The organism is Rhizobium sp. YTU87027 (assembly GCF_050644135.1).
Classification (GTDB): domain Bacteria; phylum Pseudomonadota; class Alphaproteobacteria; order Rhizobiales; family Rhizobiaceae; genus Rhizobium.
In genome coordinates this window covers 1,227,163-1,246,593 of sequence record NZ_CP098441.1, presented here as the reverse complement: position 1 = coordinate 1,246,593, position 19,431 = coordinate 1,227,163, and the positions used below count along the sequence as shown (strand labels likewise).

Sequence of the window (19,431 nt, the reverse complement as noted above, 5' to 3'; positions counted from 1 at the left end):
CGGAAATCGGGCATCTGCCTGGTGCTGATATTGCCGAAATCGAGGCGAGGACCGTCGCCAAGATTCCCCTGAGCATCGAGCCGCCAGCATGTAGTCCCGAAGTCATTCATCCGCACAAGAGCGGTACTTTGCCCTGAGGAGATCGAGCCCAGGGCTCCTCCCCAAACCTAGGATAACGTGTGGAACCGCCGCCGGAGGAAGCAATACATTATACGTATCTAAAACAACCTCGCGTTTCACCTCTTTTCCCGTTGTAATTGCGCTTGCGGTTGGTAGTATCATGGTTGCACACGCTGTGCGTCGCTTCACGTAAGACGGCGCAACATGGGAGAGGATACCGCCATGTCTCAAGCACTTGTGAAATCCAGAAAAGCCCCAGCGAAGTCGGCAAAAACCGCTACGAAAACAAAGACCACAAACAAAAATGCGCCTTTAACCATGCCCGCCGCAACGGTGGAATCGTGGGAGGACGATCCTGACTCGGGCGTGGCCGTGATCGGGCCAACTCCGGATCTCGCCAAGCCTCCCCTCGCCTTTGTCTTTCCAGCGTCGGGCCCTGCGCCTGCCATCTACCCGCACGGCACGCCCCAGTTCCGCTACTGGGCCACCGCGGCCGCATTGAGACGCGGCGCCGATTATTGGGCGACGCGCGTTCCTTTGACACAGTGGCACGGCGGACCAAGCCTCAAGGTCGTACTCGACAAGGGCTTTGACCTCGACGCAAACTACGACCGGACTGCGTTGAACTTCTTCCATGGTCCTGGTGTGACGGGAACGGTGTTTACCTGCGAGAGCCCTGACGTGAGCTGTCATGAACTGGGACACGCGGTGCTTGACGCATTCAAGCCGGGGCTGTGGGGCGCCGCCAGCCAGGAGATCGCCGCCTTTCACGAGTCTTTCGGAGACATCAGCGCCTTGATGTCGGCAATCCAGATCCCATCGCTGCGGACCGCGATCCTGAATGCCACGGGGGGCAACCTCTACACCAAGTCGCGGCTCTCGACACTCGCTGAGCAGCTCGGTAGTGCCCTTCGCGCCCAGGATCCGGCTCTGGCGGAGGCGGACTGCTTGCGCAGCGCCCTCAACTCGTTCAACTACCAGGATCCGGCCCTGCTCCCGAGTACGGCCCCCATGGCGTCCCTGTCATCGGAGCCGCACTCCTTCTCGCGCGTTTTCACGGGCGCCTTTTTCGAGATCCTCGGGGCCTCGCTCGCTGCGAAGGCGGCACAACCGGGGGCCCCGACCGAGGCGGAGTTGCTTGCCGTGGCCGATGACCTCGCTGGATTTCTGGTTCAAGGCATCACATGGTCGTCCCCGATCGTCGCCAACTGGTACGCCAGCGTCGCTGCAAACATGGTGATCGCAGCGCAGGCGGACGCGGTCTATTTGTCCATCGTCAAGGGCGTGTTCGTCGGGAGAAGCATCCTTTCCCTGCAATCGGCGTCCTCGCTCCCGATGATAGCTCAACTAAAATCGCTCGCTGCGGAGGCGAAATCGGCCGGGGCCGCCGAGGAACCGCTGCCGACAATCGCGCTGCCAGCGTCGCATTACGGCATTGATGGTGTGCTCTTGGTGCAGGCACCGACCCAACCCAGCGAGCTTCTCGTGACGAGCGCCGGCTGCAACGGTGAGCCGCTCGCCCCGCAGAGCGGAATTGCGGCCGCCAAGGCCTTTGTGGACGACCTCTTCATGCGTGGTTGTGTCGACTATGGCACGGTCGTCGATCCGAAACGCCGGCTGGTGCGTGGCCGCAAGGTGAAGACCCACGCGCTGATCAAGGCCGCAGGAGGCGCGCGTCTTGAACGCCGACTTTTCAACTGCGGCCTGTGTGCACGCGGCGTCAGCCACCAGATAAGATAGGAAACAACGAGCGTGATGCAAAAGGAAATTCCGCCGGTCCCCGACATCGTCGTGCCCAACGATGAACCATCCGGGGCCTTCGTCAGGGACTCGGCGCGCGTTGAGAAGCAGTGGCGCCGACGACCGACGGCAAGCTTCCGTCTGGGCTTTTCGTCACCAGCCTCAGACAGCATCAAAGCGAGCGTTCGCCGGCGGCACCATGACCACGTAGCAAGGTCGCATATCCTTCACTTCTGGGACTGATCGGCCAAAAGCAAGTCAAGCGACTGCTTGGCTCTTGCCTCCCAGGTTGTTGCCTTTTGATCGCGTGCGAAAGAGATCGCCTCCTCGAACGACGCTTTGGCGTCAGCGAGCCGGTTTGTCTGCCTGAAAAGTTCACCCCTCAGACGAAGCAGCTCAGGCATGTAGTAGTGCTCACCGGTCCGCAGTGCAAGCTTGATCCCCTGGTCGAGGACCACCTCTGCCTCGTCGGTCCGTCCCATTCGAAGGTAACCATCGGTGAGTATGCCCAGGTAGCAGCTCTTGTCGACCTCCTGCTCGCCCATGTTGTCGCAAATATGCTTCATCTGCGCGAGGCCGGTGGCGTCCTGGCTGCTTGCAGCCTTGGCCCACCCGGAGAAGAACGACGCGAGGTTGAGCCAAAGCTGGAATCCGTTGCGTGTCGCAAGCGGAACGAGTTCGTCCAATAGGCTCTGGAGCATCGTTACATCCTGACGAAGCGCCATCAGTATGCAGCCATTACCCAGACACGCGGCGAGGCGGTAGTCCGTCAGTCCGCGGCTCTCCATTCCAGCCGCGTGGAACAACTCCATGGCCGCGCCCGCCTCCCCAATTATTTGCAGCGTCCACGAGAGATAAAGCATCGACATGCTGGGAAAGTCGCTTCCGATCTCATCGGCATGCTCGCGATACTCGAGCGCCTCCAGCAGCACGTCTCGCGCCTCAGCAAACCTGCCGCGGGCGAAGGCGCACATGCCTCCAAACTGCAATCCGAGCACCAGGGCTTTCATATTGCCATCTCTGCGGCCAATCGCCTTGAGCTGGTTGCTCGCCCATTCCGCGTCGGAGAATCTGGCCGAGTTGAAGGAAGTTCCAAACAGACCATCCAAGGCCCGGATTGCTGCCTGCGGATCTCCGATTGCCCCACTGAGGCGCATGACGTTTTGGTATGCGTCGCTACCGTCGCCGGTCATATAACCGTATGCTGCGTAGAGGACGTCGCCCCTTTCAAGTTCGAGGGTCAGCTCTCTCTTGTCGCGCATCGTCGATGGCGGCATTCGGCGGACGCATTCGATCCCTTTTGCGAACATGTTCGCAGCCTCCACCTTCGCCCACGTCGCCCCAAGTTTTCTGCCTGCCTTGAGCCAATAGTCGGCGGCGCGCTCAAACAGCGTCGCCTCGTCGTAGTGCTGGGCGAGGACCTCGGGATGCTCTACGGCCGTCCCGGGCTGCACCACCTCGATCGCCTTGGCAACGAGCGCATGAAGCTCCCGCCGCCGGTCGCGAAGCAACGCGCCCCTGGCGGCCTCCTGCAGCAGACTGTGAGCGAAGGAGTAGCGGGGCCAGTTGGAAAAAGGCTGCGGCGCGACGAGCCCGACGGCGACAAGGCGATCTATCTGCGGCCGCAGCGCCTCGCTCGAGAGACCGACGACATGGGCGAGCGTCTTCAGGTCGAACTCCCGACCGATCACAGCGGCGGTCTGCGCGACCGTCTTTACGGCGCCGAGCTTGTCGAGACGGGACATGAGCGCGGACTGAAGGGAGACCGGGACGTCGACGTCGCTCCTTGCCTGCACCCCGGACTGACCAGTCGCATCGGGAGCAAGCATGAGGGCCGATCGGGCGAGTTCCTCAAGATAGAGGGGAACGCCCTCGGCCTTGCTCAGAAGCGTCGAGACGAGGCCTGGAGACAGATGCCCCCCTTCGACGACGTTCTGGAGGAACTCGCCAGCCTCCTCGCTTGAGAAGCGTTCGAGGGCGATATGCACCGCGAGGGCATCGTCGAACGCAGCCTTCGTCTGCTTTTCGCGGGAGGTCACCAGCAGGAGCACAGGAAACTGCGACACCTCGTGCGCGAGCGTCTGGAGGAGCTTGCCGGAAGACGGGTCGATCCATTGCTCGTCCTCCACGAACAGCATCAGGGGGCCGACGCTTGCCAATTGCCGGAGCCAGTCCGAAAACACGTGTGTGATTGCGGCCTCCTGCTGGGACGACGCGAGACTGGACGGCTCGCAGTCCGGTTCGAAAGACAGGAGCCGCGAGAAGATCGGGTATGAGACTGACAAGGGGACAGCACTGGCCGACAGAGCAGCCCGCAGCCGTTCGGACGGCAATAGCGTGTCCTCGGTGATGCCAGCCTGCTGCTTGAACAGTCTCAGGAACGGGTAGAGTGCGCTGTTGGTGTAGGCGGGGGCGCATTGCGCCACCAACGTCTTCGCCTCCGGAAAACTCCTTCCGATCTCGAAGAGCAGCCGTGACTTCCCAATCCCGGGTTCCCCACTTATCAATGCGATGCGTCCATGGCGATTGGCTCGCACGGTGTCCCAGAGAGTTTCGATGGCCTGCAACTCGTTCCTTCTGCCCACGAGCCGCGTCGATCTGGTTTCGCCGGCAAAGCGGTATTGTCTTGCAATCGGCTTGAGGGCACGCCGGATGTGTATCGGATTGCTGAAACCCTTTAACGCCTTCGCGCCGATATCGGCATACTCGAAGGCGCTCAATGTCGCCTGGTAGGTGTTCTCGTCGACGTAGATACTGTTCGGGTCCGCGATTGCCTGAAGTCGGTGGGCGAGATTTGGGACATGGCCGAACGCCACCGTCGAAATCCCGGCAGGCGCCCCCTCGATGTCCCCGACGACGACCAGCCCGCTCGCCACGCCCATTCTCACTCCCAGGCGCGAACCGTCCGGCGTCACTATCTGTGGGACCGCTGCCAGAATGTCGACCGCCAAGTGCACCGCGCGTTCGGCATCGTTTTCCTCCGCCGCCGGAAAGCCGAACAGGACCTGCAGTGCGTCGCCCACATAGTTGGCGACGAAGCCCCCGTGCGACCTTGCAAGTGCGCTGCATCGCGACAGGAATGTCTGCGTCAGCTGGCTGAAGTCCTCGGGGTCGAGCCTAGAAGCATACTCGGTCGAACCGACCATGTCGCCGACCAGAATCGTTAGCTGCCGGCGTTCGACCGGTGTGCGATCACCTGTGTGGGGCGGCGCCGGCCTGCCAAGCGCAGCAATCGCGGCCAGCAGCTTGCGGCGGGGCCCCAAAGGCACGCCGAGCTCGCGCAGATCATGATCGGATAGCAGCGCGAGCGTATCGAAATCGATCTGCGCGTCGGCGAATTTGTTCGCCAAGTGCTGTAGGCCGATCTCGGCAAGCCATGTCGTCACGTCGCTCATCGCCGGATCCGCCCACTTGATATCGAGCCGCACCTCAACTTGCGCATTTCTTCAGTTCAGGCTACTCTACTACTAGAGGTCATTCAATAACTTCAGTCTATTCTTGGCGCGGCGGCATGGTGTGGCCGCGTATATTTGCAGTGCTGCGAGAGCGTCTGGTGCGGTCCGTTGGTAATGCATGACGTGAATGGCGTAGAAGGCGGACCGCATCCTCGGTGGGCAGCACGGAGGGGTCGACATGAAAGCATTCAGGACGTTCGGGGCAGTAGCCCTTTTTTCGTGGCTTGCCGCCTCGCCCGCATTCGCCGCCGGCGAATGCCCCGGGGCAAACGACATGGGCTGGAGGGACTTCCGCGGCGGGCCATTGGTGGCGCCCACGCCGGAGGAACGGGGCGCCGTGATTGACTTGCTCGCCCAATATGCATGGAGGATGGACAACCGGGACTTCAACGGGCTGCCCGCTCTATTCGTGGACGACGGTCACTACTACCACTGCGATCCGGGCAACGCGAATGCCGTGCTAGCCATTTCGGCAGGATCGTTGGCCCAACAGTTCCAGACGATGTTTGCGAACCTCGCTGCAACGAACTCCAGCGCCACGCGGCTGCTGAGCAACATCCTGATCGGCAAGACGAAAGACGGCAACTTCGAGGTTGCTTTCTCGGTCCAGGTGAACATTCAGACGATCGGCGTCAGCGCGGCCCATCTCGACTATACGGCCAAGATATATGCCACGATCACGAAGGACGGCGACTTGCTGAAGTTCATTGTCCTTAAGGTCGCCCCTGCCCAATCCGGGATCCAAGCGAGTGCGCGCTGATTGCACGCGGGCCGGAACTGGGGGACGGAAACGTGGGACGGCTTGTCAATCTCGCCGCAGCGATCGGGGCTGCTTTTTCGCTGTTCGTTGGATCGGAGGCGCCGCCCATTCCACGGGAACCGGCAGGCGGGCTCGAGGGAGCGGGCTCCATCCCAATCGCTCGATCAAGCGCCGCAACGGCGGGTACCCGAACCGAGCCACCATACGACCTTCTTCTTGAGTTGAACGGTGACGTGTTGTGGGCTCCGGCCACGGCAAGTACCGATCCTGTGACGAAATTCGGCGACGAGGCCAGGTCCGTGTTCGGCCCTATGCCGGACGGTGTCTGCACGGGGGTGAACTCGCAGCAGGTCGGCCTCGAGGTCGACGGAAACGTCGTAACGCTGGAACCAAACCGCTCCAAGACCGACGCTCCACTCGAATTTGCCCACCGTGACATTGAGGGTCGGCTGGTGAAGTGGACGAACGCCGTCGATCGCTGCGACAAGCCTTCGCTCGCGGGGGGCGTAACCTTTTGCGGGATGAACTCGCGAATCGGTCGGGTCACACGCAACCATGTCGAGTGGCTGTTTCTCTGCCGGAAGTCGTCCGAGAGCCTGGAACTGGAGACCGAACCCTATTGGACGGCGGCGGATCCACGGTTCTCCCGCTACAGCGCGATCGGATTCAACGACGTGACGGGCGAAATCGCCTTCCTCGACGGCCGGAAGGACCGCTTTGTCTTCGACTGGACGGAACCCTTCCCGCCCCCTGGCGGAGCGTCTTACGGCGATGCCGCCGGGCGGCGCGCTGCCGCAGAGCTTTACGACGGCGGCTCCAAGGTCGATTGCGTATTGTGTCACGACAACAAGAAGCCCACCGTCATTGATCCCCACATGCAGCAGGCAAGGGTCGGCTATTTCGCGGGGCGGCATGATCCGCGCGCCGCGCTCGGGATGGGCAACTTCCTTCCGGGCCGCATAGCAAGGCCGGACGCGCCGTTTCGCGTCATCGGTTCGGGATATGCGGCCGCCCATGCCAGCACGCTGCTCGAGGCCAGGTCCATCTTGATCGAAGGTCACCCATGCTCGGGCTGCCATAGCCTGACGACGCTGGAATCGGGACGCCGCTTTTCCGCCGATGCCACCGGCAAGACGCCGGTCCTTCCGAACGCGACGGTAATGCAGAACGCCGCCCTCTTCGCGCAAAAGGGAGCCCTCGCGCTCGTCCAGAACCATAGGACCGAATGGGCCTCCGCATCAGGAGCAGGCAAGATCAGTCCGTGGATGACACCCGAGCACGGCGGTAGTTTATGGAAGGGCGTGCGAAACCTTAACAACGACGAATGGCTGCGCCTTAGTCGATGCGCATGGGGCCTCGGCGCAAGCGAGTGTGGATACAGACCGTTGTTTACGCAGTGCCCACCCCCTGGTGGCGGCGGTGACACCTTCATTCCGACGGATTTTTCGGCTGATGTGCACGTCTACCCGGGCATTGCGGCCGGCACGCAAAGGATCCTGCGCCTGTCCTGGAAGTACCTGAACGGCTACGGCGACGTGCCGACCCGAGACGACGTGCGCTTTAACGTGGCCTTTAAGACGGTGGATGTGCCGCTGGCGGTAGGAGCGCCAACGCGGCCGGAATATCCAACGGCTGACGAGGCAAAGGGAACCTCCTTTGTAGCAGTGGCCGGCGGCGTCGGCCGCGCGGGATCGGCGACGCTCCTGAAGGACGTTTCCTTCGCCGGGCACGAAAAATGGACAGATCCCGTGCCGTCCAACATGCCTCGGTTGTATCAGGTAGACGTTCCGGCGGCATGCGGAAAGCGTTACCTTTTCAGGATCGTCCCAGCGCGCTTCTGCTTCGATAATTCTGGGATCCGGTTCGCCGAAGCCGAATACCTGCTCTACAGGGATGTCGATTGCGGCAGATAGGCCAGGCGTGGATAAGCTGCGTCGGTCCATATTAGGGAACCGACGCCCCGCCAGCGGCGAACACCCCAAGCCTTTGCGGTCCTGGGTCCGACTTCACTGCTGTTTTGTTGGCCCTTGGCATCAACCAACATCCTTGGGCGTTCGAACAAGGCGACCAACCGAAGCAAGGTGAACTCCACTGAAAACGTAGGGAATGTCACGTTGACGGCGACTATTCGGGCATGGGCGGAATTTGAGACGACAGCACAGCAGGGACCGGAATGGCAGGCATTCGCAGGTGAGAACCGCTCCGGTCTCGTGGCCTCTCCAAGCGGCCCTCACACGGCGACTATTGCCATTTTGCAACGCATCGTCTTTTAGCGCTTTATATCAGCGCTTTATCATATTAACGGTGTTGCCTACCCGACGTCGCTCCCCATAAGCTCCGGCTCCGAAGGGAGATGGGCCGATGCAATGGATTTCGTGGCAACGACCGGTGCTAGCATCCAAGATCACGGAGTTGATCGATCGCATTCTTAGGAATTGGTGCGATGAGAGCGGGCATCAAAAGGGAAGCGCGGAGGCAATCCAAAAGGCCAAGAGCCTACTTCAATGGATTGAACTTGGCGTCACGGATGAACGCGAGCTTACGGATCTGATCCGCAACGACATCGTGATCAACGCAAACTAAGTTCACGACATGACGGCAGCATTCTTTCCGCTTTGACAAGCCCGCTGGGCGGAAGGAGAAGAGGTCCTCTAGCCAGCGGCCTTTCATGCCTCCTTCTCAGGCGAAGGCAGGATCCAAGGAGCGCGACTGGCGTGATCTCCAGCTAAAGCGTTATCCGAACTCTCATGCAAAGCCTACTGATCTCTTTGGCCACGTTCTGGATACTCATTCACGTTTCGTGTTAGCCAAAGTCTCTCACAAGAGCGCCTTGCGCTCGAAGCGGGACTGGAGCGCGTCTCAGTTTCTCAACTCGAGCGAAAACAAGTGAACCGAATCGACTCCTTAGGAAAGATCGCCTCGGTCCTGCTTTGAACCGTTGGTCGAACCACCCGATGGCGAGCCTGAGAATTTATGTCGTCGCCGCCCTGCAAGCTAACCGCCGCCATCCGCGAAGGCCGCCGTCCTGCTAATTCATTTGGGTGACTTTTCGCGGCTCGTCCACACGTTCTACTATCTCGGCGCGAAATGCGGAGAGGGGCATGCACTATCGCCAAAGGTCGGCGCTGTTCGCTTTATCTGGACTAGTCATCGGAGCCATCCCAGTGGGTGCTGCCGGCGGTATCACCGTTACCGACTTGGAGAAGCCAGAACTGCTGATCGCGGCCTTGTTTGTCGGCCTCGTCATCGGCATGGCCGTTGAGCAGCTCCTATCCACGATAAGAAAACAGGCGTGGCAGGCGAGAAATAGGTCACGCTTTGAGGAACGGCGCAGCAATAAGCGCATCGTACTGGGACCCTTGCTTCAGATGCCAGCTGTGAAGCCATTGAGGCGAGTCGACGCCACCGATCAACTGCGCATCGTCATGCACTCGCATTTCACTATTCAACCGTTGCTGAACAAGAGCGAAGCCCGGCTGTTTCGGGAACTCGACCGAGTCGTGTTCGGTCGCAATCCTTCTTGGCAGGTAATGGCACAGGTTTCGTTAGGCGAGATCCTCCGAAGTCCCGATGCAGACGCCTACGGTTGCATTAACTCCAAGCGTGTCGACTTGCTGCTCGTGGACAGCAATTGCCAACCGCGACACGCCATCGAATACCAAGGCCGCGCGCATCACCGCGGCGCCGCGGCCGCGCGCGATGCGGTAAAGAAAGAGGCGTTACGCCGCGCCGGGATCGGCTACTACGAGGTGGTGGCTGGCCAAACCACCCCTTCGGAACTCAGGCGATTGGTCGAAAAGCTGGTGGATAAGCCGAGTGTCACCTAACGCGCCGTCGCCGCGAATCCGTGCACGAGCCGGCCGCGTCCGTTGGAAGAATGTGTTTCGTCGGGCTTGCTGGACTTGGAGCATCCCCGATGCCGATCTCCGATCTCGAGGCAGTTCGACAGAAGCTGTTTCCAGCCAGCCACTACATGATCGAAGATAGGTGCGCATTCCCTGGCATCGTGACCGAACCGGTGAAATTTCTGGCTCACAAACCTCACAAGGCGCATTCGTCACAAGCAATCGACATGTCTGCCGTTCGCGGCAACCAACCATCGGCCCCTGAAGATCGGACTTTCAAGAGGTGTGAAATGGATAATGACATCTGGCAGCGAGCCTTCTATGACGATGGCGAATGGGTTTCCTGGTCCGACGTGGAAGAACAGCTCCGATACCAGGAGTGGCGAGCAAAGTATCCGAATGCGATAAGATCTTTGATTCCGTATTTTCAGGATCTCTTATCGCTGGCAGAAAGCTATCACATTGAAACGGGCCGCCATCTCAATGTGTACGGAGACATTGGCGAACTCTTCGGCGCCATCACCTACGGAATAAAGCTGAACAAGAACTACGCGCAGGGTTCTGATGGTAGGCTTGGCAAGGACCACGTCGAGATCAAAACCATCGCCCCGTTCAAGTCCAAGGACGAGGTTTTCGTGAAGGTATCAGGCAACTTCAGCAAGCTGCTCGTCGTGAAGATCAACGCGGATTTTGAAGTCTCATCGCGGATGGTCGATCGCTCGAAGCTTCCCAAAACAAGAAAACCTTTTCTCAGGATAAGGTGGGATGATCTGCTCCTGTCCGAATGACGGCTACGTCCGCGATCAAGCCCTTCCTCTGTCGTGCTTGTGCGGCGTGATCCTATACCGTCTCAATCTTCGAACAGATAATCCAGACGCTCGAAGAGACAACCGGCCTCCATCAAGCCGGCCCATAGCGGAAGGCTTAACATCGAACGCGCTAAAGAGCGCAGGAACATCACCACCCTCCCCTCATCCGTTTGCGCCTGCGCGGACATCAAGGATAGAGCGTAAGACGTATCTCGAGCCATCGAGCAGTGCGAAGATGTCTTTCCCTAACGGCCACACAGGCCGCTGTTGAACTTCTTCAGACACACTGCTGCGGAACCACTGTTAAATTTCAGCGATGCCAGGTTACGCCAGTTGAGGCTGCTATTTGAACACGGCCAGGGTGATAAGAGCGGCGAAGACCATGACGACCCCATAAGGCACCTTGCGGCTTGCCCGGATTTCCTCGATGCGCATGAAAAAGGCGAGATGTGCGACGGGCAGCGGCACCGGTAGTCGCAGTATCAGCAGTGTCACAATGCCGAGGACGAGGAGCAAGAACGAAAACGGCAGCATTCCGTGCCATCCGACAAAAAGCCCGATTGGCAGGAAAAGTTTGGCGTCTCCTGCTCCGAACAGCCGGAAGGCCCAGAGAACGACGCCAAGCATAAACATCAGCAGACCGGCGCCAACGTCGCCGCCAATTCCGGTAGAGGCAAAAAGTGCCGCGCCGACATCGTCGGAGCCAAGCATCACGGCCACCGCGCGCAGCGCGTAAAGTGTTACGAGCGCGAGCACGAGCGTGTTGGGGATTTTCCACGTGCGGAAATCGGTCCATGCAGCATAAAGGAAGAGCAATATTGAGATCCAACTAGTGAACGCAACTATCTGCATCATGAGACTCAACCTTTTGGTGGATATAACCTACCGGAATTTCTGTTTCGAAACACAATACGTCCCGCCGCAGAACGGTTTTAACAAAAATGGATCGAAACGCACTTTAACCATAAAGTATACTTCCCGATTGGAGTACGTATCAGTAATTGACTATATTAGAATTAACATATTATTAATATTCGCAGTCGGAGAGGCGGTCTCGACGACAAGGCGAGGCCGGGGGAAAAGACGGCGCGCGAGATAATCTGGAGGTAGTTCTCGATGAAAGCACTAGTAAACTGCGTACGCGCTTTCGCGCGGGAAGAAGATGGCGTAGCGCTCACTGAATATCTTATTCTGCTTGCCTTGCTGGTCGGCGGTGTCATCACCGCGGTGACCCTGGCCGGAACCAATCTGGCTACCGTTTGGAACGGATGGGCCGGGTGGTTTACGGCCAAGTTGACCGTCCCTGCATGACTCTGCAATCCGAAGAAGAGAGTGGGGTTTATTAACCCCTCTCTCCTAAATTAGAAATCAAAGATGGATATTTCCGTCCGGTGTAACGAGTAGCGGCGATGCGTTCCTCAACGATTTTCAGTCTGTTTTTTGCTTTCGTGCTGGCAGCCGCGGCGGTTTTCGGAACGCGAGAATACCTCGCCGGACAGCAGGCTCGCCTACTGGCATTGGGTGGCACCAGGACACCGGAAAAGACGCTTGTCGTCGCCGCAAAGCCAATGCGTTTCGGCGACCGGGTCCGCCCGGAAAATCTCAAGTCCATCCCATGGCCATCGGACGAAACACCCACCGGTTCCTTCGTGAGCATCGAGGCAGTGGTCGGCGATGACGCCCAGCCGCGCTATGCCATGGAGGCGATCGACCCCGGTGAGCCGGTGTTGTCCTCCAAGATTACTGGCGCTGGCGAGCGCGCCACGCTATCGGCGGCGCTCGACCAGGGCATGAAGGCAGTTTCGATCCGTGTTAACGATGTGCTTGGCGTTGCCGGCTTCGTGCGGCCTTCGGACCGCGTCGACGTGCTTCTGACGCGGGTCGTTCGAGGACCAGCTGGTAACGACCAGACGTTTGTCGATGTGCTTTTGCAGGGGGTCAAGGTGCTCGCTGTGGACCAGACGGCCGACGAGCGCAAGGACGAGCCTTCAGTGGTAAAGACCGTGACCTTCGAGGTGACGACCGGCGAGGCCCAGCGCCTGACGCTCGGCTCCAGCATCGGCACGCTGTCGCTGGCGCTTCGCAATATCGCCTCCTCCTCTGTCGAAGAAACCCGGGCAATCACCGTCGCCGATCTCGGCGGCGGACCGACGGCGACGGAACTCGGCAAGGATCTGGCGAAGACGCCTGAGCCCGAAAAACAAGTGCAGATCGTCGAACGCAAGGTGGAACCGGTATTGCCACCTCAGCCAAAATGGGCAACGGTCGGCGTCTGGAACAAGACAAAGCGCGAAGATTTCAGGGTAGGACTGATAGAATGAGGTGAAATGCAGCCTTTTCAGCCCGCGGTGGGGCGAAAGGTCTGAATGCCATAAGGGGGTAAAGGCAGGCATGTCGAGGAGCAAGAGAATCGCAAGGTCGAGGCTTGCGGCGTTGGTTGCAATGTTTTCGGCCTGCGCGTACTGGGGCCCAGGCTTTAGTTGGCGCGCAGAGGCACAGGAAAAGTTCGTGACGCTCGGGGGATCGGTCCAGCACATCACGCTGCCTCCGAACGAAACGCTGACGATTAACACCGGCCACGCGTTCGGCGATCTCGTCATCGGTAGCGCCGATATGATCGACGTGGTGCCATTGTCCGACCGGTCGCTGTTCATCCGTGCCAAGCAGATCGGCGCCACCAATATCTCGGTCTATGACGACAACAAGAAGCTGCTCGGCGTCATCGACGTGCGCATCTCCAGCGACTTCAGCGAGGCGGCCTCCGCCATCCGCTCTGCCGCGCCCTCGGCTCGGGTCAGGGTGTACAACTCCAACGATCGGATCCGCCTGACCGGTATTGTGCGTGATGCCGCAGAACTGCAGCGCGTCGTCGAAGTCGCGCAGTCCTATTCCAACCAGCCGGTGCTGAACCAGCTCAGGGTCAGCGACAGCCAGCAGGTTATGCTCGAGGTTCGCATCATCGAGGCCTCGCGCCAGACGGGCCGCGACCTCGGAATCGGTTGGTCCGGTCACGGCAACAACGGCATTGGCAAGGCAACGACCACCCAGGGCATCACGGTTGACGACAACGGCAACCTGGCACGCAGCCTTCTCGACCCGAAAGGTGCTGCAACAGGGATGCTGCCCTTTGGCCAGCTGATCGCCAAGGTTCTGGAAATCTCCGGCGGCCGCATCGATGTGGTCATCAACGCGCTCGAGCAGAAGGGACTGGTGCGTCGCCTGGCGCAACCGAATCTGATCGCGATGAGTGGCTCCACCGCCAGCTTCCATGCCGGCGGCGAAGTACCGATCCTGAAGACCACGAACAACGGTACGACCGTCGCCACCGAGACGGACTATCGTCCCTTCGGCGTGCGGTTGACCTTCAAGCCGGTCGTCCTCGACGACGGCCTCATCAACCTGCAGATCGACCCCGAGGTCTCCGAGCTCGACACGTCAATCAACGTCAACGGCAATCCGGGCTTCATCTCGCGCGCGGCCAGTACCACGGTGGAGCTGCGTGACGGGCAGAGCTTTGCCCTGGCGGGGCTTTTGCAGTCGATCAACTCCAAGGACATCCAGCAACTGCCGGGCCTCGGGAAGCTGCCGGTTCTTGGCGCGCTGTTCCGCTCAACGAGTTTCCAGAAGAAGGAATCCGACCTCGTCATCGTCGTAACGCCGCATATCGTGCGCCCGTCCCGGCCAGGCGAGGATCTCTACAGCCCCCTCGACCAGACGCGCTCGTCAAACGACGTCGAGCTTTTCGCACTCGGCATCATGGAAGTGGACAAGGACATGCTGCGACGCTTTCGCTATGGCGAAGGTGTGACTGGGCCCTACGGCCATCGTCTAGACCTGGACCAGGGAGGCCAACTTGCCGTCACAAAGCGTTAAGCGGACGCTCCTCGTCCTCGCCGCCAGTCTCCTTGCCGGTTGCGCCGACTACATGAACCATCGCGATTCGATCACCTTCGGTCTCGGCAATGCCGTCGAGGCCAACAAGGCGATCCATATCGAGGATCCGTTCCCGCCGGAAGCCCAGCGAACCCGCATCGCAAGCGACGGCAAGGTGATCCGCAGGGTGGTCACCGAGTACCAGACCGGCGCAGCCGTTATCCAGCCGACACCAGGTATGGCGGTCAATGGAACAACCGGTGGGGCGACCACCGGTCAGTAACGATCGAAATAGCATGAGCGGCCGCAGTGCCGGAAGGGAAAGTCGCACGAAGCAAGGAGGTCACGGCGAAAGCGCCGCGAGGGGGGGAAGGATCGCAAATGCTGAATAGCGCTATCAGGCGATTTTGGGACGATCATCGCGGATACGTCATTGCCTTGACGCTCATCGCCATGCCGATGCTTCTCGGTTTTTCGCTGCTGGTGATCGATGTGGGCCGCAGCAGCAACCTGCATACGGACCTCCAGAACGCCGTCGATGCGATGGCGCTTGCCGGAGCCCGCGAACTCGACGGTCGCGACGATGCCATTGCTCGCGCGCAGGCGGCGATCGAGAAGATCGCAAATATGGCAGCCTACAAGGATGGTGGTACCGGCATGTCGCTCGGCTCGCATATCACCGTGACCTATGATGCCGGAAACGATGGCGGAAGCACGGTCAAGGTGGTGTTTTTGAAGAACATCCCGGCCAACGACGATACGCCCATCCCCTCGTCCATGGAAACAACGCAATCCAACGAGGCATCCTACGCCTGGGTGACAAGCAAGCCTCAGGCGATGCAGACCATCTTCCCGATCCCGGTCGGCTTTAACCGCGACACCGTGAACATCTCGGCTGATGCCGTGGCGGTGTATCACGCCAGCGCCTGCGACGTGACGCCGATCTATATCTGCAATCCGTTCGAGCCCGCTGGGAATACGAGCGAAACGGCAAGCGAGACTGCCGCTGAGGCCCTGCACACCAATTTTGCGGCCGGTAATCTCTATGGGCGGCAGATCGAGCTTCACAGCACCTCGGTTTCCAATCCGGGCCCTGGCAATTTCGGATTCTTGCGGACCCCGTTGGGAAATGGGGCATCAGTGCTGGCTGAGGCTCTTGCCACCGGCAATCCCGGTACCTGCTACACGCAAGACAGCCTCGATACCGAGACTGGCGCGAAGGCGGGGCCTGTCGAAGACGGCGTCAATACGCGCTTCGGCTACTACTCGTCTTCCTTCAATAAAGTGAGGAATGATTATCATTATCGCCCGGCGCAAGACGTCCGTTCCGCCCAAAAGACGACAGGCAGCAAAAGCTGCGATACATACGATCCGGTGATGGTCGGAAACATTGTCGGCGATGAAACCAAGGCCCTCCCGCTGGGCTACGGGGCAGCCATGACATCCCTTGCCGGCGGCAAGATCAGCAGCGGGAACAACTGGCAATATGCGACATACTGGAATGTTGCTCAGGGAACCACTGCTCCCTCGACAGGTACGATCCTCAGCAACTACTCCAGCTATCCGCCGCAAGCGGCCGGGACGCCGTCGCAACCCTCCGCCTATGACGTCTACCGCTATGAACTCTCCAATCCCGCGCTCATCAGCCATGCTTCGGCGAACGGCGAGACCGGCACGCCCGCGACAGGCGGCCAGTGCTATGGCGGTCCGGACCTTTCGAACTATACGGCAGCAGAATATGGGGACCGCCGTGAGATATTCTCGGCGATCGTAAATTGTGGCTACGAGGCCTCGGTTGGTCATTTGAACGGCCACAAGGCCACTCGGGCCGTTGCCTTCGCACGCATGTTCCTGACCAAGCCGGCGATAAAGGACTCGGCCGAGCGATACCTTTCCCTGGAAATGATCGACATCACCGGCAAGGGCGGGCGCGGTACGCTGGACGAGTTCCTGCGCGAAGAAGCGGAGCTGGTCAGATGATGTCGCTGCGCAATTTCATCCGGCATCGGCTTTGCCTCGGCTTCTGGCAGCAGGAGGAAGGCGCGGTGCTTGCCGAAGCGCTGCTTGCCATCCCCTTCGTGACGCTCTTTGCCGCAGGGATCCTCGAGTTCGGCAACATTTTCTGGGAGCGCATGCAGATCGACGCCGGCCTGCGCGATGCTGGACGTTACATGTCACGCTGTCGGCCAGCGTCGGGAACCTATGCGCCGACATGCAATCAGGCAACGGCAAGGACAATCGCCTTTTACGGAACGCAAAGCCCCGCGGCCGATGCCAAACCGCGGGTGCCCGGCTGGAATAACGCCGCCGAAATCACCTTCGCCGGGCCGGATGCCGATGGAAACATCACTGTTTCCACCGCTCACCTCTACCAGACTTCGCCGCTGTTCCAGGGGCTTGGCATCGATGCCATCACCATCAACTCCTTCCACGAAGAGAGGTATGTCGGATGGTGACTTCCCGGACGTTCGCCGGTTTCTGTCGGGATGAAAGTGGCGTCAGTCTCGTCGAGGCGCTGCTGACCTTTCCCATCGTGATGCTGGTGTTTGCCGCCTTCATCGAGTTCGGCTATGCCATGTCCCAATGGAACCAGACGGTGAAGGCGTTGCAATATGGCGCGCGGCTGGCTGCAGTTTCCGATCCGCTGGTGACCGCTACAGCCTTCAGCACCGCCTTCCCGGCCGACGCGAGCGATCCACTCAACAATGGCAAGGCCACTCCGAACGATGCGAGCATCTCCGCGACCTGCACGGGTTCGGGATGCAGCGCCGAACTGAAGCGCATCGTCTATGGGTCAAAGGACGCGCAAGACTGTCCGAGTTTGGCATCTGTTGCCCAGATCGGCATGTGCCACATCAACCCAAGGATCGGCGCAAGCAACGTTGTCGTCACCTACCAACGCTCGGGGCTTGGCTATTGGGGGCGACCGGATGGGCCGGTGCTGACGATGCGGCTGGAGGTACGCGACATCACCTTCGACCTGCCGATCCTCGGTGGGTTGCTTGGGCTCAATGACGTGACCATTCCGGCGCATCCGGTAACGATAACGACAGAAGATCTCAAGACGTGTTCGACCTGCTGATTCCTTGAATATTGCGTGGGGAAGCGAAATGACAGCTCACATGAACATTGCAGCATCCGCCAAGATACTGATCCTTTCCGACGATGCCGCGGCCGCAAGCTTCATGCTCGACGCGTTCGGTGCGCTATCGCGCTATGATGTGAGCCATCTGGCATTGAAAGCGCTCGGCGAGAAGGGCCGGTTCGACCCAACGCAAGTCGACCTTATCGTTCTTGACGTTGACGACGGCGAAGCACTGCACCGCCCGGAACTGTTCGCGTTCCGCACCAGCCATCGCGACATTCCGCTGGTTGTCGTTTCTGAAAACCTGCCGGACGACATGTTACGGCTGCTCTTCCGCCTGAACGGAAACGATTGGCTGAAGAAGCCACTCGAGCGCCGCGCGCTGATCGACATGATCTCGACGCATGCACCTGGTACCGGGGCCAGCGACAGCCGGGTGCACGCGGTGGTCTCGGCAGTCGGCGGCGCGGGCGCCAGCATGATCGCTTCGTCGCTGGCGCATGTGCTTGCCCAGCCGACCAAGAATTTCACGCCGCGCGTCGACCTGTTCGACATGGATTTTTCCTCCGGGTCCCTCGGCTATTATCTCAATCTTGTCAACGATTACGACTTGAAGCCGGTCATCGCCAATCCTTCCCGGGTTGATCTGGAATTCATCGATCTGGTCCGCAAGCGCCATTCAGGCGGCTTTTCGCTGCTCTCCTTCAAGCAGCCGTCTGTCCTTCTGACGCCGAAGGGCGCCGAACTCGTGCTGCGCATGCTCGATGTGGCAGCCTTCGAGAGCGACCACACGGTCGTCGATATTCCCTATTACGATACGCCGTGGAAATACGATGTACTCGGTACGGTCAACAGCATCTGCATCGTCACCGAAATGACGATCCCCGCCCTTTCCCAGGCCAAGGATCTGTTTTCCAGCCTGGTCCGGTTGCGCGGCAGTTCGGATCAGATATTCGTCGTCATCAACAAATACCGCACCAAGCTCTTCGGCCCGGGCGTGCGCCGGCAGCAAACGGAAAAGATATTCAAGGATATCCCTACTCACGTCATCGGGGATGATTGGGATACGCTGAGCGAGGCAGTCAACCGCGGGGTGCTACCGGTTGACGTGAATTCCCGAGGCCGCTTCTGCGGCGCGGTCGGCAAACTGGGAGCATTGGTGCGATGAAGGCGCTCGATCGTCGTCGCATGCGGACCTTTGCCGCCATTCTCGCCTTTTCGATTGGTACGATCGTGGCCGCGGTTACACGTGCACAGGCAAGCGGGCTCGTGCCACGCGACCTCGGACCAACATCAAGGGCGATGGTAACTGCCGAGCAGAGCTATCCGGCGGGAACGATCATCATCGTCACCAATCAACGGACACTCGACCTCATCGTCTCCGGAAATCGCGCGATCCGTTACAAAATCGGTGTTGGTCGCGACGGATTTCGCTGGACCGGGACTGTGCGGGTCGGACGCAAGGAAGAATGGCCCGGCTGGCGGCCACCAGCAGAGATGAAGGCCCGCTCGCCGGGGCTTCCGGAACTGGTGCCGCCTGGGCCGTTCAATCCCCTGGGCGCGCGCGGGATCTATCTCTACAGGGGCGCAACCGACACCTTGTACCGGATTCACGGAACCAATGAGCAGTCGACGGTTGGCGGTTTCGCGTCGTCGGGTTGCTTCCGCATGAGCAACGCCGATGTCATCGATCTCTATGAGCGCGTGAAGATCGGTTCCACGGTCATTGTAAAATAGTCGGGAG

The 19,431-nt window shown here is 59.9% G+C and carries 17 protein-coding genes; 15 read left to right on the top strand and 2 right to left on the bottom strand.

The window, feature by feature from the left end:
* Window positions 1-438: 438 nt before the first annotated feature.
* On the top strand, window positions 439-1,860 hold the full coding sequence (locus NBG89_RS24765) for a hypothetical protein (RefSeq protein ID WP_431322976.1): 1,422 nt from the start codon (window positions 439-441) through the stop codon (window positions 1,858-1,860).
* A gap of 227 nt (window positions 1,861-2,087) precedes the next feature.
* Here the strand turns inward: NBG89_RS24765 and NBG89_RS24760 are convergent, their stop codons facing one another.
* Window positions 2,088-5,255, bottom strand: a complete 3,168-nt coding sequence (locus NBG89_RS24760; RefSeq protein ID WP_431322975.1) for an AAA family ATPase — start codon at window positions 5,253-5,255, stop codon at window positions 2,088-2,090.
* Between the two features lie 238 nt (window positions 5,256-5,493).
* On the opposite strand from NBG89_RS24760, the gene NBG89_RS24755 reads away from it, so the two are divergent.
* The 5 genes from NBG89_RS24755 to NBG89_RS24735 all read left to right on the top strand — a co-directional run bounded on the left by NBG89_RS24755 (window position 5,494) and on the right by NBG89_RS24735 (window position 10,708).
* Entirely contained in the window at window positions 5,494-6,075 is a 582-nt protein-coding gene (locus NBG89_RS24755; protein ID WP_431322974.1) for a hypothetical protein, read from the top strand.
* 32 nt (window positions 6,076-6,107) lie between these two features.
* The gene (locus tag NBG89_RS24750; RefSeq protein ID WP_431322973.1) at window positions 6,108-7,988 is read left to right on the top strand and encodes a hypothetical protein; all 1,881 of its coding nucleotides are present in this window, start codon (window positions 6,108-6,110) and stop codon (window positions 7,986-7,988) included.
* Between the two features lie 448 nt (window positions 7,989-8,436).
* Window positions 8,437-8,658 (top strand): hypothetical protein, encoded by a 222-nt coding sequence (locus NBG89_RS24745; RefSeq protein WP_431322972.1) that lies wholly within the window; start codon window positions 8,437-8,439, stop codon window positions 8,656-8,658.
* Window positions 8,659-9,176: 518 nt separating this feature from the next.
* Window positions 9,177-9,902: a DUF2726 domain-containing protein gene (locus NBG89_RS24740; protein WP_431322971.1), complete on the top strand. Its 726-nt coding sequence runs from the start codon at window positions 9,177-9,179 to the stop codon at window positions 9,900-9,902.
* Between the two features lie 308 nt (window positions 9,903-10,210).
* On the top strand, window positions 10,211-10,708 hold the full coding sequence (locus NBG89_RS24735) for a hypothetical protein (protein ID WP_431324544.1): 498 nt from the start codon (window positions 10,211-10,213) through the stop codon (window positions 10,706-10,708).
* A gap of 363 nt (window positions 10,709-11,071) precedes the next feature.
* Here the strand turns inward: NBG89_RS24735 and NBG89_RS24730 are convergent, their stop codons facing one another.
* Window positions 11,072-11,584, bottom strand: coding sequence for an A24 family peptidase (locus NBG89_RS24730; protein WP_431322970.1), 513 nt, complete (start codon window positions 11,582-11,584; stop codon window positions 11,072-11,074).
* Window positions 11,585-11,845: 261 nt separating this feature from the next.
* Here NBG89_RS24730 and NBG89_RS24725 point away from each other — a divergent pair, with 261 nt between their 5' ends.
* The 9 genes from NBG89_RS24725 (at window position 11,846) to NBG89_RS24685 (ending at window position 19,424) form a co-directional block, all read left to right on the top strand.
* The gene (locus tag NBG89_RS24725; protein ID WP_431322969.1) at window positions 11,846-12,040 is read left to right on the top strand and encodes a Flp family type IVb pilin; all 195 of its coding nucleotides are present in this window, start codon (window positions 11,846-11,848) and stop codon (window positions 12,038-12,040) included.
* 98 nt (window positions 12,041-12,138) lie between these two features.
* Window positions 12,139-13,050, top strand: a complete 912-nt coding sequence (gene cpaB / locus NBG89_RS24720; protein WP_431322968.1) for a Flp pilus assembly protein CpaB — start codon at window positions 12,139-12,141, stop codon at window positions 13,048-13,050.
* 70 nt (window positions 13,051-13,120) lie between these two features.
* Window positions 13,121-14,602: a type II and III secretion system protein family protein gene (locus tag NBG89_RS24715; protein ID WP_431322967.1), complete on the top strand. Its 1,482-nt coding sequence runs from the start codon at window positions 13,121-13,123 to the stop codon at window positions 14,600-14,602.
* Window positions 14,583-14,885, top strand: coding sequence for a hypothetical protein (locus NBG89_RS24710; protein WP_431322966.1), 303 nt, complete (start codon window positions 14,583-14,585; stop codon window positions 14,883-14,885). The genes NBG89_RS24715 and NBG89_RS24710 overlap by 20 nt, the downstream gene beginning before the upstream one ends.
* 98 nt (window positions 14,886-14,983) lie before the next feature.
* On the top strand, window positions 14,984-16,582 hold the full coding sequence (locus NBG89_RS24705) for a TadE/TadG family type IV pilus assembly protein (RefSeq protein WP_431322965.1): 1,599 nt from the start codon (window positions 14,984-14,986) through the stop codon (window positions 16,580-16,582).
* Entirely contained in the window at window positions 16,579-17,058 is a 480-nt protein-coding gene (locus tag NBG89_RS24700; protein WP_431322964.1) for a TadE/TadG family type IV pilus assembly protein, read from the top strand. The genes NBG89_RS24705 and NBG89_RS24700 overlap by 4 nt, the downstream gene beginning before the upstream one ends.
* Complete coding sequence (locus NBG89_RS24695; RefSeq protein ID WP_431322963.1) at window positions 17,052-17,684, top strand: TadE/TadG family type IV pilus assembly protein; 633 nt, start codon at window positions 17,052-17,054, stop codon at window positions 17,682-17,684. The genes NBG89_RS24700 and NBG89_RS24695 overlap by 7 nt, the downstream gene beginning before the upstream one ends.
* Window positions 17,685-17,712: 28 nt before the next feature.
* Window positions 17,713-18,855, top strand: coding sequence for a pilus assembly protein (locus tag NBG89_RS24690; protein WP_431322962.1), 1,143 nt, complete (start codon window positions 17,713-17,715; stop codon window positions 18,853-18,855).
* On the top strand, window positions 18,852-19,424 hold the full coding sequence (locus tag NBG89_RS24685; protein WP_431322961.1) for a L,D-transpeptidase: 573 nt from the start codon (window positions 18,852-18,854) through the stop codon (window positions 19,422-19,424). Before NBG89_RS24690 ends, NBG89_RS24685 begins: the two co-directional genes overlap by 4 nt.
* Window positions 19,425-19,431 lie beyond the last annotated feature (7 nt).